Source organism: Flavobacterium sp. ASW18X, from assembly GCF_005144745.1.
Classification (GTDB): domain Bacteria; phylum Bacteroidota; class Bacteroidia; order Flavobacteriales; family Flavobacteriaceae; genus Croceivirga.
On the sequence record NZ_SWKK01000003.1, the window covers coordinates 63,981 to 80,100 of the forward strand.

Below are 16,120 nucleotides of genomic sequence, written 5' to 3' on the forward strand. Positions count from 1 at the left end.
ACTGAAAAATTGGGTCCCCTTGGTTTTAATAAACCAGCATCTTTAGCTAATTTTGGGGGTTACAATTTTCTGCTTATGTACTTGATTTTTGATACAGAAACAACGGGTTTACCTAAACGTTGGGACGCTCCTATTTCTGATACTGATAACTGGCCACGATGTATACAGATTGCATGGCAATTGCATGATGAGATGGGTAGGCTTATTGAAAGTCAGGATTATTTGGTAAGGCCAGCAGGCTTTAATATTCCTTATGAGGCAGAACAGATTCACGGAATATCCACCGCCTTGGCAGAAGCAGAAGGTGTGCCGCTAAAGGAGGTGTTAGAGAAGTTTAATGCCGCAATGGCCAAAACAAAATTCATTGTTGGGCAAAACGTGGGTTTTGATGTTAACGTTATGGGCTCCGAATTTTACAGGGAATCCGTGGCCAATCCATTACAAGAACTCCCTGTATTGGATACTTGTACGGAACATACGGCAGAACTATGCCAAATTCCTGGAGGTAGAGGGGGTAAATTTAAATTGCCCACGTTAACAGAATTACATCAATATTTGTTTGGCGAACCTTTTGCAGAGGCACATAATGCAACTGCAGATGTGGAAGCAACCACGCGTTGCTTTTTAGAACTGGTACGTAAAAAACAATATACGCTAGAGCAATTAGACGTTGCGCCAGATTATTTTGAGCGCTTTTCAGAGGCTAATCCGCAAGAAATACAGCTAATTGGTCTAAAACACATCAACCTAAAGGCAGCTTCTAAAAAGATTGCAGATGCACTTTGGGAAAAAGATACAGGGGGTGTAAGTGATAAGGAACTTAAGCAAAATGCAGCCGAATTAGCAGCGGTAGATTTTGTGCACTTGCACAACCATACCCAGTATTCCATTTTGCAATCTACCATGAGTACTAAAGAATTGGTCTCACAAGCGGCAAAGGCTAAAATGCCTGCGGTAGCCATAACGGACCATGCAAATATGATGGGGGCTTTTCACTTTGTAAAAGAAGTAAAAGGGCATAACAAAGCCGCTAAGGATAAAAATGAAGAGCTCATTGCCAATGGCGAACAACCTACCGAGGTAGAAATAACACCAATCATAGGTTGTGAGTTTCAGGTTTGTGAAGACCACACCAATAAATCCGTTAAAGACAACGGTTACCAAATCGTATTTTTAGCAAAGAACAAGGCTGGGTATCAAAACCTAATCAAAATGGCTTCTTTGGCCTATACTGACGGATTTTATTACGTGCCAAGGATAGACCGCAAAATTGTAGCCCAATACAAGGAAAATGTCATGGTGCTCTCCGGTAATTTGTATGGTGAAATACCGAATAAAATACTAAACGTTGGTCAAAACCAAGCGGAAGAAGCCTTACTATGGTGGAAAGAGCAGTTTGGGGACGATTTTTACCTGGAAATAATGCGTCATGGCCAAGAAGACGAAGACCGTGTAAACATGGTGTTGTTAGAGTTGGCCAAAAAGCATGATGTAAAGTTGGTGGCCACCAATAATACTTACTACGGCAAAAAAGAGGATGCAGAAGCGCATGATATTTTATTATGTGTTAAAGATGGAGAAAAGGTAACAACACCTATTGGTCGTGGTCGTGGCTACCGTTATGGATTGCCCAATCAAGAATATTATTTTAAATCGTCCGAAGAAATGCGTGAGCTTTTCACGGATTTGCCAGAGGCGATACAAAACTTGCAGGAGATTGTTGCCAAAGTAGAGCCGTATGATTTAGCGCGAGACGTACTACTTCCTAAATTTGATATACCAGACGAGTTTAAAGTAGCGGAGGACGAGGTTGACGGTGGTAAACGGGGAGAGAATGCGTATCTAAGGCATATTACCTACGAGGGTGCTAAAGTACGTTATGGCGAAATTACCCCAGAAATTACAGAGCGGATAGATTTTGAGCTCGCTACAATAGAAAATTCTGGTTATCCGGGTTATTTTTTGATTGTAGAAGACTTTATCCGTGAGGCCCGTAACATGGGTGTTTCCGTAGGTCCTGGTAGAGGTTCCGCCGCAGGTTCTGTGGTGGCTTATTGCTTAACCATTACCAATATAGATCCTATTAAGTACGATTTACTTTTTGAGCGTTTCCTAAATCCGGATAGGGTGTCCATGCCCGATATTGATATTGACTTTGATGATGAGGGTCGTGGGCGTGTAATGGATTATGTAATCAAAAAATATGGTGCCAATCAAGTAGCGCAAATTATCACCTATGGTACCATGGCGGCCAAATCGTCTATTCGTGATACGGCTAGGGTTTTAGATTTACCGCTTAGTGATGCCGACCGTATTGCCAAGCTTATTCCGCAAATGAGTAAGCTAGGTAAAATATTTGGGGTAGACGAGGCTACCTTAAAAAAGAAGTTTAGAGCAGAAGATTTAGAGAAAATCAACGAGCTGTTGAATATCTCTGAAACAGACGATTTGGAAGGCCGTACCGTAAACATGGCGCGTATTTTAGAAGGTTCTGTGCGTAATACCGGTATACATGCTTGTGGGGTAATCATTACTCCAGATGATATTACCAAGTTTGTACCCGTTTCTACCGCAAAGGATTCCGATTTGTATGTAACCCAGTTTGATAACTCTGTGGTAGAAAGTGCGGGGTTGCTAAAAATGGATTTCTTGGGGTTAAAAACGCTAACCCTTATTAAGGATACGGTAAAAATTGTAAAAGCAAGAACGGGGGTAGAATTGATTCCAGATGATTTTCCGTTGGATGACGAAAAGACATATGAGCTTTTTCAACGCGGAGAAACCATTGGGGTGTTCCAGTACGAATCGCCTGGGATGCAAAAACACATGAAGAGTCTTAAGCCTACGGTTTTTGACGATTTAATTGCCATGAACGCTTTGTACCGTCCGGGGCCAATGGAATACATACCAAGTTTTATTGCCCGTAAACATGGCGATGAAGAAATTACGTACGATTTGCCAGAGATGGAAGAGTACCTGCAAGATACCTACGGTATTACGGTGTATCAAGAGCAGGTGATGCGGTTGTCTCAGAAACTGGCGAGCTTTTCTAAGGGTGATGCCGATGTGTTGCGGAAGGCTATGGGTAAAAAGATTTTTGCCCTACTAGAAAAGTTAAAACCACAGTTCTTAGATGGGGGCGAAAAAAATGGTCATCCTAGAGACGTCTTAGCAAAGATTTGGAAAGACTGGGAAGCTTTTGCATCCTATGCCTTTAATAAAAGTCACTCTACCTGCTATGCATACATTGCTTACCAAACGGCCTATTTAAAAGCACACTATCCGGCAGAATATATGGCTGCGGTTCTGTCCAATAACATGAACGACATTAAGCAAGTTACCTTTTTTATGGAAGAGTGTAAGCGGATGGGCTTGCAGGTATTGGGACCAGATGTAAACGAATCGTTCTACAAATTTGCGGTTAATAAGGATTATGCAGTTCGTTTTGGATTGGGAGCGATTAAGGGGGTTGGTAGGGCAGCCGTAGAGGCTATCGTAAAGGAGCGTACGGAAAATGGCGCTTACAAATCCGTCTTTGATATGGCCAAGCGTATAGACCTTCGCGCAGCAAACAAAAAAGCATTTGAAAATTTAGCTTTAGCGGGTGGGTTCGATTCTTTTGGGAGTGCTCACCGCGCACAATATTTTCATCAAGAAGGGGATGGTATTGTATTTCTAGAAAAAGTAATAAAATACGGAGCTAAATTTCAAGAAAACGAAAACTCTTCTCAAGTCAGTTTATTTGGTGATGCTAGTGAAGTGCAAATTCCTGAACCCATTGTACCACCTTGTGACGATTGGGGTACCATGGAAAAATTACGTAGAGAAAGAGACGTAGTAGGTATCTATTTATCTGGCCACCCTTTAGACGACTTTAAAAAAGAAATTGGGGCATTTTGTAATGCAGACCTCTCTTACTTTAATGGTGATTTAAATCAGGTTGTAAATAGGGAATTATCTTTTGCGGGTGTTATCACAGATGTGCAGCACAGGGTGTCTAAAAATGGAAAAGGTTGGGCGCTATTTACGGTGGAGGATTACAATGAATCCTACGAGTTTAGAATGTTTGGTGAGGAATACTTAAAATACCGTCACTTTTTAATGATAAACAGTTTTATCTACATAAAAGTATTCATCAAAGAAGGTTGGATTAATAAAGATACTGGTAAAAAAGGTGATCCTAGAATGCAGTTTAATGAGTTTAAACAGTTGCAAGATGTAATGGAGAGCTATGCTAAAAAACTTACCATAAAATTAGATGTAGCAGCGCTTCAGGAGCAACGTATAAAGAATTTAAAAGAAGCAATACTAGAGCATGCTGGGAGCCATACGTTAAATTTTGTGGTGTATGAGCAAGAAGAAAAAATAAAACTTAATCTATCCAGTAGAAAACAAAAAGTAAACATTACCACAGCACTATTAAATACACTAGAAGCGCAAGAGGTGCATTATAAACTTAATTAGTATAGTTTTTCTCAATTGCCTGATAATGAAAACAAATACAATAAGAGTAAGGAATGCGAGTTATATTTGACTAACTTTGCGTTAATATAAATAAATACACATGGCACTAGAGATAACAGATGCAACGTTTGAAGAAGTTGTTTTAAAAAGTGATAAGCCAGTAATGGTAGATTTTTGGGCTGCATGGTGCGGACCTTGTAGAATGGTAGGCCCTATAATAGAAGAGGTAAGCCAAGAATACGACGGTAAAGCTGTAGTTGGTAAGGTAGATGTAGATGCTAACCAAGAATTTGCTGCTAAATATGGGGTAAGAAACATCCCAACCGTATTAGTATTTAAAGATGGTGAAATTGTAAATAGACAAGTAGGTGTTTCTCCTAAAAAAGTATACACAGATGCTATTGATGGTTTGTTATAAAACAAAGCAATAAGATTTTTAAAGAGGCCTGGTGTAAACCGGGCCTTTTCTTTTTATCTTGGGGTTAAATGGATATTAAAAATCAATTACAAGGCGCAAAATTATTTAAAAACTTAGAGCTACTTGCCAAGCATGTGGTAGAAGGGTTTATAAATGGCATGCACAAAAGTCCGTTTCACGGCTTTTCTTCCGAGTTTGCAGAGCATAAAATTTATAATAATGGCGAAAGTACCAAGCATATAGATTGGAAGCTGTTTGCACGTACAGATAAGCTGTACACCAAGCGCTATGAGGAAGAGACCAACTTACGTTGTCATATGATTTTAGACAACTCAGCCTCTATGTATTTTCCAGAATTAAAGCAACAACAGATAGGAAATTTAAATAAGATGGGATTTTCGGTGTTGGCTATTGCAGCACTAATGAACTTGCTTAAAAAACAGCGTGATGCAGTAGGCTTAAGTATATATGGCCAAGGTTATAATTATTATGCTCCAGAAAAAAGCAGTGAACGACATATGCAGATGCTTTTAGACCAATTGAATACCGTAGTTAGTACCATAGAAGGGGATAGAGAAACGCAGACCTATATTTATCTGCATCAAATTGCCGAAAAACTACATCGTAGAAGTTTAGTTTTTTTGTTTACAGATATGTTGCAGACCCAGGTAACGCAAGAAAAATTATTTGAGGGCTTAAGACATTTAAAATATAATAAACATGATGTGGTTTTATTCCACGTATTAAATAAAAAGTTAGAACAGCAATTTGATTTTGAAGATGGACCAAAGCAATTTGTTGATGTTGAAACTGGGCAAAAAATAGATGTGTATGCAGAAGGAGTCAAAGAAAATTACAAAAAAGAAATTGCTGCCTATACGGAAGCGATAAAGTTAAAATGTATGCAGTATAAGATTAAGTATGTGGCAGTTGACGTGGATTCAGATTTTGCAACCGTGTTAAATACATTTTTAGTAGAGCGAAGAAATTTTGTTTAAATGAAAAAAAATTTTGTGTAATTAAAAACAGCGTGTATATTTGCACTCGCTTTTGAAAAGCAAATGTAACAAGATTTGAATCCCGCTGATGCAGGAGTCTTAGTGAAATAAGATAAAATTCTTGGTCTGGTAGTTCAGTTGGTTAGAATACCTGCCTGTCACGCAGGGGGTCGCGGGTTCGAGTCCCGTCCAGACCGCAAGCAAAGATAAGCCTTTTGAGAAATCAAAAGGCTTTTTTTATTTCTCGGGTACAACATAGGTACAACAATTTCAAATTTCTAAAGTTTTCTTAAATTTAGAAATGAAGAATCTCTTATATTGTTTCTTGGATAAGCTTCTTTCTCTGGAAACTGTAATTGTGGGAAGGAAAAAATGGATTTTACGTTTCTTTGAAAATGAATCTACTCAGTTAATAACAATATTGATTTATTATACAATCATATTTGCGCTGACTATTTATGGCTTATCAAAAATTCAAGTTTCCAATTATGCGTACTCATTTCTGATAATAGCTTTTATTCTTATTGTTTTGAAGACCTTAATGATTTGGAGGGCAAGGCAAAAATCAGTTATAGTTGTCAATATCAAAAAGAAGCAAAACATAAAGAATTTTAATTTAAGTATTTCTAATACTATTCTTAAAAGGCTCTATTTTAATTTTTGTAAGTATAATGTTTTAGATGAACTGGTTGTTAAAGAGTCTTCTTTTCTTAAAATATTTTGTGAGGATTTCAATAGTAATTCTGAAGTTATTGATTTTCAACTTGAACTTGCTCAAATAAAATATCTATTTGAGAAAATAATTAAGACAGATTCCCTGATAAAAAGTAATCGATATATAAATGGTTTTGGATTTTTAAAGTATTCTGACTTTGAAAAAGCAAAAAAATTTAAACATAGAGGAGAGTATATTACGAGTAAGAAACTTTCGGATAACTACTATAAAGCCAAAAACGATAATCCTACTAAGCTTTTAGAATTTCAAGAATTAATCGATAATATTTTTAAGGAGTCCCTCGATATTTAAAAATACAGACTCGATAAGTCGACTTCAAGCTCTTCATCTATAGATATTTGCCTACTTTGGACTTCGAATTCAAAACTGTAAAAGGCCTTTTACTCATCATTAATTTCTAAAACATGAAAAAATGGATGAGCAAATCAAAACAGGTTCACACACAAATGTGGACACACCCGTACTTCAAATACTAAAGGATATTAAAAGCCTTATGGCCTTTAATAAAAAGGTCATGAATGTAGAAGATTTGGTTTTATATACCGGTTTGTCAGAAAGTACAATTTATAAGCTCTCGAGGAACGATATGATTCCAAAGGGAGAGAATAAATCACTTCGGAAATTATTCTTCGACAAAGAAAGGATTGATGCTTGGTTATTGGGTCTTCCTGATATTTCTGATGCCTATTTCGAGCAACAGTTCAATGAGAGTTTATTGAAAAATAGAAGGTAAGAACCATTTAAGTAAAAGTAATGGATACTATACCTTATGTACGAGTGGGCACTACCTTTTACAAATTGGTAAAGTCTCCCACCATTTCGGGTCATTTTAATGAACAGTTGGTTTCATGGAGCGAGTATACAATTAAGCAAGACCATGGGAAAGACTATATTGCCAAGGTTCCTAAATATGATGGTTTTACTTGTATTCCCAACCACATTAACTTTAAACAAGAATATCATGGATTCTATAATATTTATTCTCCACTAAGTTTTAAACCAAAGGAAGGCTCCATTGAAATAACACTTGGTTTTATTGAGCACATCTTTGGAACACAAAAGGAGCTTGGATTGGATTATTTACAATTGTTATATCAAAAACCGATTCAAATTCTTCCTATTCTTTGTCTGGTGTCAACCGAAAGGAGTACGGGAAAAAGCTCATTTTTAAAGTGGCTTAAAGAAGTATTTGAGAACAACCTCACTTATTTGACGAATGATAGCTTCGGCAGTCAATTTAATGCCGATTGGGCCAACAAGCTTTTAATATGTGTCGATGAAGTATTATTTAATAAAGAAGAACTTACAGAACGTTTAAAATACCTAAGCACTACTAACCGAAATAAGTTAGAAGCAAAAGGAAAGGATAAACGGGAAGTTGAATTCTTTGGTAAGTTTATTCTCTGTAGCAATAATGAAGATAACTTTATTAAAATTGATGCAAACGAAACCCGTTTTTGGGTAAGGAGAATTCCGTCTATTAAACATGAAGAAACAAATTTCTTGGATAAGTTAAAATCCGAAATACCTGCTTTTCTATACTATTTGTCAAATCGAAAATTTAGCACTATTCAAACCACTAGAATGTGGTTTAACTCAAAGGAAATTTACACGCCTGCTCTTAAGAGATTAATTAGCAATAATCGAAACCGAGTGGAAAAAGAGCTAGCAAGCCTATTGTTGAGCGCTATGGACAAATTTGAATGGGACTCTATACAATTATGTCCTATGGATGCAGTCAATATGTTAAATAAAACGAGGATAAAGACAGATTCTACCCAAATAAGAAGACTGTTAAAGAGGGACTGGAAGCTAGAAAATCAAAAAAACTCCCATGCATATCAAAAGGTAATTATATGGACAAATGGGGAAATGAGTATTCTGGAGGAAAAAGGTAGGTATTTCACTGTTGACAAGGATTTTTTACTAAAAAAATTTGATGAAAATGATGAATAAGCCAAACAAAGCAAAGAATTGGGGTTATCTGCCCATCATCACTTTGTCATCATACTGTCATCAAAACACGAAATGATGATTCGTCAGAATTCTTAGAATTATGAAATGATGAATTGATGCAAAAGTGATGAGTCAGACAAACCCTGCGAACATAGTTGTTGAGAGGGAGAATTCATCAAATCATCAAAACTTTATAAAATATAAACTCATGAAAGAAAAATATAATTATGAAAGAGCACGTAATGTTAGCATAGTGCAAGCACTAGCTAAATTAGGGCACTTTCCTCAAAAGGAATCGGACAAAGAAGCTTGGTTTCTAAGTCCTTTTAGGTCAGAAACCCAAGCCTCTTTAAAGGTTTCTAAAACGCTTAATAAATGGTACGACCATGGTGAAGGAATTGGTGGCAATTGTATAGATATTGTTGCAAAGATTACGACTTGGCCTATAAAAGAGGTTGTACAGCTTTTGAATGGTGAGATAATAGTAACCTCATTTCGTGAATATGTTGAGGAAGAGTCTAAGAATGCTTTGCGTGTCAGAGAATGTAGAACAATTCAGCATGCAGCTTTAAAACAGTATTTAGCATATAGGAGAATCCCCTTGACTATTGCTCATACGCAATTGAAAGAAATTGTATTTCAACTCAAACAAAAAGAATACTTTGCTCTTGGATTTGAAAACGATAGAGGGGGATGGGAATTACGGAATAAATATCAAAAGCTAGCAACATCTCCAAAAACAGTTACTTATCATAAAAATAATTCGGATAAATTAATTGTAACGGAGGGTGCATTTGATTATTTGTCACTTCTTACCCTAAAGCCCAAATGGATTACCAATTCAGATTTTTTAATTCTCAATTCATTGGCATTTGTTAAGCATCAATTAGAGCAAATCAAAATGTACAAAGAGCTAATTCTTTTGCTAGATAATGACGATGCGGGTTCTCGATTTACGAAGCTCATCTTGGAAGAAATACCTAACGGCATAGATGGCCGGGAATATTTTAAAGGTTACAAAGATTTAAACGAAAAACTTCAAGATGAATTTGGGATACGGAAATAATGATTCTAGAAAGCGCGAAATACCAGGACGCGATTTGAAACTAAAAAGGGAACTAGAGCTTAAGCATAATAGAGAGCGGAAGAATTTAGACCTTCTTGCGCCCAGTCAAAAATTGCAAAGAGTTCTCGAGTTAGATGAATTTTTAAATTCAGACGCTAGGATTGCCCACGATGACGTACGGCAACCAGACGGTCTTAAAATGGGTTTAAGTAGGAGTGTAACATCCAATAGTTATAATGCTATTATTAAAGAAGATTCAAATGTAACCAAAGAGGAAAAAAATAATTCTGTTAAGAATTCGAGATGTGTGTCTGTGGACACAATCTCGCCTACTCCCGAAGGTCGCAGGAAAAAAAAGTGTGGTTTAAGCGGAAAGCAAGAACTAATTAAATTCAGGTGTTCCCTAATGGAGAAACGGATACTTCAGGAGAAAGCCAAAAAGTGTGATTTATCTTTAAGTGAATTCATACGCCGTTGTGCTTTAGAACAAGTAACAGTTGAACGTTTGTCTGATGATGAAATAGAACTTTATAAGATGCTGATTAAATACCATAACAATTTTAAAGCGATTGGCAACTTAATGCGTGGGAGGAACCAGGGTTTGACTCTGATGGTGTATGATACGGCGAAGGAAATTAAGTTGCACTTAAAAAAGTTCAGCAAATGATAGGCAAGGGAAAATCAATTTCTCATACTCAGGCTTCAATGGCATATGGTTGGAACCAAGAAAAAGATGCAGAAGTAGTGTACATAAAACTTTTAGTAGGGGATAATCCAAAAGAGATAACCCAAGAGTTCAAACTAATACAGGATTTAAATCATACATGTAAACGGAATACATTGTCCTTCGTTATTAGCCCCACAATAACAGATGGTAAAAAGCTGTCAGTAAAGGACCTTAAAAAAATCACCAATGAGTTTATAATTCAAATGAAGCTGGAGAATAGGCAAGCTATTGCATTTGTACACAGAAATAAAGCCCATACACACATTCATCTTTATGTTAATAGAATTGATTTAAAGGGAAAAGCTTTTAACGATAGTTTTATTGGGAAAGTATCACAGCGTGCAGCTCATGTTACAGCGGAAAAATTAGGTCTTACAACTGTTGCCCAAGTACAATTTGAGAATAAATGGCATTCCCAAGAAATTAGAAATGAAATTAAAAGAAGGCACGACCTGACCATTAATTACCAGAAACCGGAAGACCTTACTAAATATACAGAAGGGATGCGTAGTAACGGAGTTGTGGTTAATCCCGTAGTTAACAAATCAGGACAATTACAAGGCTTTCATTTTTTCTTCAATGGCCAGCAATTTAAAGGTAGTGCGGTCCACAGGAAAATGGGTGTTAGCTATCTGTTAAAATCAATTGCCTTGAATAACAAAAGTCAAGATTTAGTAAGCCCTAGTAATACCATTAAGTTATTTGATAAGCTAGTACCGATACCTCAAAAATTAGCATTGACATTAAGTCAGCAGAACTTAAGGGAAAAGAGTATGAATAAAGGAATAGGAATTTAAAATATATAGTTATGAGTAAACTTGAAATAATAAGTGACATTATAGTAAATGACTTAAATCGGTTTGAGAAAAATCGTCAAAAATTTGCAGATGACTTGGAACGGTTAGAAAAAACGCAAATAAAATTTGAAACCGAAAAAGCACGTAAATTATTAACAGATATGGAAGTGGTTTTTCTTAAAGAGGAACACAAGAGAAACGATTTTCTAAACAGATTGAATAATACTTTAGAAAGGGCAAAAATATACCCTAATTGGGCCATTAAAACCTTTGTTATTATGGTAGTGGTACTCGTAATTTCTTTGGGTTTTTCTATTTATTTTGGAATGGCTTTAGAGGGTGTACGTAAAAAGGGGTATAATGAAGGTATGCAAGTCTACGGAGAATACATGAATTCCTTTTTTGAGGAGAATCCTAAAAGTTTTGAGGTTTACCAAAAATGGAAAGAAGACTAAAAGGATTGTACCTTTAAAAATTATCGTATGATAGGTGATTTATAATATGTTATTATTATAATCGTATATTTAGTCTTTAAAGCATTACTCCCCCCCAAGCTTTAAATTGACCAATATAAAAACCAAACAGACCATAAATGGCAGAATTTTTTGAAGGTAATCAGCTTGTTGTTGAATTACAGAATATTTTTGAAGAGGCAGAAAGAACACTTATTCTTATTTCTCCATTCATAAAATTACATACTCGCTTAAAAAGCATTTTAGAACAAAAAAAGGACAACTATAAACTAGAAATTATTATCGTATTTGGTAAGAATGAAGGTAAAGAGTATAGGAGTTTTGGTCCAGAAGAATTTGAATTTTTTAAGCAATTTCCAAATATAAAAATATGTTATAACCCAAATTTACACGCTAAGTATTATGCTAATGAGTATAGTGCACTTCTTAGTTCAATGAATCTATATGATTATTCCCTAAATAATAACATAGAATTTGGTGTCAAGACAAAGACCAAAGATATGCTTGTAGATATGCTTGGTATTGGGCATGATTTAGATGAAAAGGCTCATCAATTTTTTATGGGAGTAATCAAACAAAGTGACAGTGTAATTAAGTATCATAAAATACCTCAGTTTGAAAAGAAAACCTTAGGATTGGCCAAAAAATTTATTGATTCTAGTGTAATCATAGATGAATTGACTGATAGTTATATTGAAACCGTTGCCAAGCGTAGAAAGGTAAAAGAGGTTGTTGAAAAAGGTTTCTGTATTAGAACTGGGGAGACAATACCGTATAACCCAAAACAACCCATGTCCAAAACAGCTTACGATATTTGGAAAAAATTTAGCAATCAAGATTATCCAGAAAAGTATTGTCATAAAACAGGAAATGAGTCTAATGGAAAAACTAGTATGCGGAACCCAGTATTAGCCTAAAACTTTTTATCTAATCAGTATTTGATTGTGGCTTTATTTCATAAATCTGTTCTCAATAAGTACTTAAAAGGCCTAGATTGTAGAACTTTAAGTTTGGCATATGCAAAGTATACCAAACACTTTCATAATTTAACCATTCAAGAAAACATTCGAAACCCGAAAGAGTAATAATATCAAGCTTAATTTCTGATACGTCCATTTTATAGCAAAAATTTAACCTGTATTTTGCAGTTGAAAATATCATTTAATTATCCGCCTTTTATATAGTTATAATTGTATGGAAAGTAAAATAACAATATCCCAATTAGAGCAATACTTATCTAAAGCAGCTTGGATTTTAAAAGGTCCGGTAGACGCATCGGATTTTAAGGTATATATATTTCCCTTGCTGTTTTTTAAGCGCATTTCTGATGTTTATGACGAAGAATATCAACTGGCGCTAGAGGAATCTGACGGCGATGCCGATTATGCCAACCTTCCGGAATTGCACCGTTTTAGCATACCTGATAATTGTCATTGGGAAGATGTTCGTAGTACAACTAGCAATGTGGGCTTAGCTATAGAAGAAGCCTTGCGCGGTATTGAACAGGCCAATCAAAACTATCTCTATGGTATTTTTGGAGACGCTCAATGGAGCAATAAAAATAAACTTTCTGACCGTCTACTTATAGACCTGGTAGAGCACTTTTCACAGTATAATTTAAGTAATAGTAACGTAGATTCTGATTTATTGGGTAATGCGTATGAATATTTGATTAAGCATTTTGCTGATTTGACCAATAAAAAAGCGGGTGAGTTTTATACCCCAAGATCCGTGGTGCATTTATTGGGTTTGATTTTGGACCCACATGAAGGAGAAACCATCTACGACCCGGCTTGTGGAACGGGTGGCATGTTGCTGGAATGTGTGGACCACCTAAAGGATAACCAACAAGACTACCGTACGTTAAAACTCTACGGTCAAGAAAAGAACCTGACTTCTAGTGCTATTGCCCGTATGAATATGTTTTTGCATGGCATAGAAGATTTTCAAATTGCGCGAGGCGATACCTTACGTAGCCCGGCTTTTTTTAAGGCTGATGGCTTACAAACTTTTGATTGTGTTATAGCTAATCCGCCATTTTCTTTAAAAGGTTGGGGTGCAGAAAATTGGGCGAACGACCCTTATGGTAGAAATATTGCCGGAGTACCTCCTAAAGGAAATGGGGACATGGCTTGGGTGCAGCACATGATAAAATCTATGAACGGTAACGGTCGTATGACCGTGGTTTTACCTCATGGTGCTTTATTTAGAAAAGGCGCAGAAGGTAAAATTAGAAAAGCTTTGCTAGAGCAAGATTTATTAGAGGCTGTTATAGGCCTAGGACCCAACATTTTTTATGGTACCCAGTTAGCTGCCTGCGTGATGGTCTTTAAACAAAAGAAGGAAGCACATAAAAAGAATAAAGTACTCTTTATCGATGCTTCAGACCAGGTGCGCGTGGGCCGAGCACAAAACTTTTTGGAGCCAGAACATGTACAACAAATTCATAAATGGAATTTACAATATAAAGATGTAGAAAACCATGTAAAAGTGGCTACGCTGGAAGACTTGGTAGAGAATGACTTTAATCTTAATATTCCATTATATGTAGAGAAGGTTATAGAAGATAATCTACCCAGTGTTGAAGAAGCCTTGGCCGATTTAAAACAAGCTTGGAATCAAAGTTTAGAGGCGGAGGAAAAGTTTAAGAATATATTGAAAAACTTTATTTGATGGCATACGAAAAACCTATAACCATAAAAGAAGCTATCTCTTCTATAAGTGAGCAAGAGTTCATTCTTCCTGCTATACAAAGAGAATTTGTTTGGAACACGAGACAAATTGAAATGCTCTTTGATTCCATTATGAGAGACTATCCTATTAGTACTTTTTTGTTTTGGCATGTTAAAGCAGAACATGTGAACAGATTTAAGTTTTATAGATTTTTGCCTTATTTCCACCAAAGAGATAAACGCCATAATGACCCTGCAGAATTGAGTGTCACAAAAGATCGCAGAGCGGTTTTGGATGGCCAACAACGCTTAACATCACTTTATCTTGGCTTAAAAGGGAGTTATGCTTATAAACTCAATAGGTACAATTGGAAGAGTGATCACGCCTTTCCTAAACGACACCTTTATATAAACCTGCTTTCTGCTGCTGAGGACAATGAAATGCTTTACGATTTCAGATTTCTTTCTGTAGTAGAATTAAATCATTTCAATACTAACTTTAGTACTAAATACCACTGGTTCAAAGTTGGTGATATCCTAGATTACACAGGGCTTATTCAGTTAATGAATTATATCAGCAAAAACTCATTAGCAGATTCCTCTAAATATTCCACTCAGCAGATAGACTTCGCCTCCAACACGCTTTCTAATTTATATGAAAAATTTAACGACAAAGAGCTGATAAACTTCTATTTAGAAAAATCGGAAGAATTAGATAAAGTCCTTCACATTTTTATTCGTGTTAACAGCGGTGGAACTAAATTGAGCTACTCCGATTTGCTCTTGTCCATTGCCACAGCACAATGGAAGGATAAAGATGCTCGTGAGGTTATTCATAAGTTTGTTGATTCTGTAAACAGTATTGACCCTGGATTCAATATCAATAAAGATTTAGTGTTAAAATCCTGTCTGGTGCTCGCGGATTTAGATGTAAAGTTCAAAGTAGATAACTTTTCAACCGAAAACATGCAGCTAATTGAAAAACAATGGGACTCTATTTCAATAGCAGTCAATATTTCCTTTCAGCTTATAGCTTCATTTGGTTTTGACAGCAAAACATTAACTGCATATAATGCTGTAATACCGATAGCCTACTTCCTAAAAAAGAATGGAATTGGTGAGGAAGTTTTGCATAGCAATCGGCATCAACAAAATAGAGCCAACATTAAAGAATGGCTAATTAGAGCATTGCTTAGAAAAGTTTTTGGTGGTACTCCAGATAACCTGTATCCAACTTACAGAAAAATCATTACGGATAACCTGGGAACCTTCCCGCTTAAAGAATTAATCGACAAATACAAAGGTTCAAATAAATCCTTGTCTTTTGATGAGGACACAATTGATAATTTATTAAACACACAATATGGCAGCCCTTTTGCCTATATGGTTTTAAGTTTATTATACCCATTAAATCACTATTATAAGTTTCATCAAGACCATATGCATCCAAAGAAGTTCTTTACACAAAAGGCTTTGAAAAAATTGGGATATGATGATGCAAAAGTTGAAGATTACATGACGAGGTTCAATAGACTTAGTAACCTTCAATTGATACAGGAAACACAGAACCTAGAGAAAAATGCAACACCATTAAACAAGTGGCTTTCAAGCACCTTTATTGGGGAAGAATTAAGTAACTACAAGCAACTACACTACATACCATTGCAAAATGATTTGGAGATGGATAGCTTCATAGACTTTTATGAAAATCGTAAAGAAATACTAAAAAACAGGCTGATGCAATTGCTCAAAGTGGAGAAAAATCAATTAGTAAAAGTAGCAACTGAACCTTACGAGGAAGAATTAAATTAAA

The 16,120-nt window shown here is 35.9% G+C and carries 13 protein-coding genes and 1 tRNA gene; all 14 read left to right on the forward strand.

Going from position 1 to position 16,120, the window contains the following annotated elements; genetic code table 11:
• Positions 1 to 75: 75 nt before the first annotated feature.
• The 14 genes from dnaE to FBT53_RS01345 all read left to right on the forward strand — a co-directional run bounded on the left by dnaE (position 76) and on the right by FBT53_RS01345 (position 16,119).
• Positions 76 to 4,464, forward strand: a complete 4,389-nt coding sequence (gene dnaE, locus FBT53_RS01280; RefSeq protein WP_136949365.1) for a DNA polymerase III subunit alpha — start codon at positions 76 to 78, stop codon at positions 4,462 to 4,464.
• 100 nt (positions 4,465 to 4,564) lie between these two features.
• The gene (trxA, locus tag FBT53_RS01285) at positions 4,565 to 4,882 is read left to right on the forward strand and encodes a thioredoxin (RefSeq protein ID WP_136949366.1); all 318 of its coding nucleotides are present in this window, start codon (positions 4,565 to 4,567) and stop codon (positions 4,880 to 4,882) included.
• A 68-nt stretch (positions 4,883 to 4,950) separates the two neighbouring features.
• On the forward strand, positions 4,951 to 5,880 hold the full coding sequence (locus tag FBT53_RS01290) for a DUF58 domain-containing protein (protein ID WP_136949367.1): 930 nt from the start codon (positions 4,951 to 4,953) through the stop codon (positions 5,878 to 5,880).
• Positions 5,881 to 6,003: 123 nt separating this feature from the next.
• Positions 6,004 to 6,077 (forward strand) — tRNA-Asp (locus FBT53_RS01295).
• A 104-nt stretch (positions 6,078 to 6,181) separates the two neighbouring features.
• Positions 6,182 to 6,907: a hypothetical protein gene (locus tag FBT53_RS01300; RefSeq protein WP_136949368.1), complete on the forward strand. Its 726-nt coding sequence runs from the start codon at positions 6,182 to 6,184 to the stop codon at positions 6,905 to 6,907.
• Between the two features lie 121 nt (positions 6,908 to 7,028).
• Positions 7,029 to 7,349 (forward strand): AlpA family transcriptional regulator, encoded by a 321-nt coding sequence (locus FBT53_RS01305; protein ID WP_136949369.1) that lies wholly within the window; start codon positions 7,029 to 7,031, stop codon positions 7,347 to 7,349.
• Positions 7,350 to 7,369: 20 nt separating this feature from the next.
• On the forward strand, positions 7,370 to 8,572 hold the full coding sequence (locus tag FBT53_RS01310; protein WP_136949370.1) for a primase-helicase family protein: 1,203 nt from the start codon (positions 7,370 to 7,372) through the stop codon (positions 8,570 to 8,572).
• Between the two features lie 208 nt (positions 8,573 to 8,780).
• The gene (locus tag FBT53_RS01315) at positions 8,781 to 9,638 is read left to right on the forward strand and encodes a toprim domain-containing protein (RefSeq protein ID WP_169630299.1); all 858 of its coding nucleotides are present in this window, start codon (positions 8,781 to 8,783) and stop codon (positions 9,636 to 9,638) included.
• Positions 9,616 to 10,305, forward strand: a complete 690-nt coding sequence (gene mbpA, locus FBT53_RS01320; protein WP_240729739.1) for a mobilization protein MbpA — start codon at positions 9,616 to 9,618, stop codon at positions 10,303 to 10,305. The genes FBT53_RS01315 and mbpA overlap by 23 nt, the downstream gene beginning before the upstream one ends.
• Positions 10,302 to 11,162: a relaxase/mobilization nuclease domain-containing protein gene (locus tag FBT53_RS01325; RefSeq protein WP_136949372.1), complete on the forward strand. Its 861-nt coding sequence runs from the start codon at positions 10,302 to 10,304 to the stop codon at positions 11,160 to 11,162. Before mbpA ends, FBT53_RS01325 begins: the two co-directional genes overlap by 4 nt.
• Positions 11,163 to 11,173: 11 nt before the next feature.
• Entirely contained in the window at positions 11,174 to 11,617 is a 444-nt protein-coding gene (locus tag FBT53_RS01330) for a DUF6730 family protein (RefSeq protein ID WP_136949373.1), read from the forward strand.
• A 137-nt stretch (positions 11,618 to 11,754) separates the two neighbouring features.
• Positions 11,755 to 12,552: a phospholipase D family protein gene (locus FBT53_RS01335; protein WP_136949374.1), complete on the forward strand. Its 798-nt coding sequence runs from the start codon at positions 11,755 to 11,757 to the stop codon at positions 12,550 to 12,552.
• A gap of 277 nt (positions 12,553 to 12,829) precedes the next feature.
• Entirely contained in the window at positions 12,830 to 14,308 is a 1,479-nt protein-coding gene (locus FBT53_RS01340; protein ID WP_136949375.1) for a class I SAM-dependent DNA methyltransferase, read from the forward strand.
• Positions 14,308 to 16,119, forward strand: a complete 1,812-nt coding sequence (locus tag FBT53_RS01345; RefSeq protein ID WP_136949376.1) for a DUF262 domain-containing protein — start codon at positions 14,308 to 14,310, stop codon at positions 16,117 to 16,119. The genes FBT53_RS01340 and FBT53_RS01345 overlap by 1 nt, the downstream gene beginning before the upstream one ends.
• Position 16,120 lies beyond the last annotated feature (1 nt).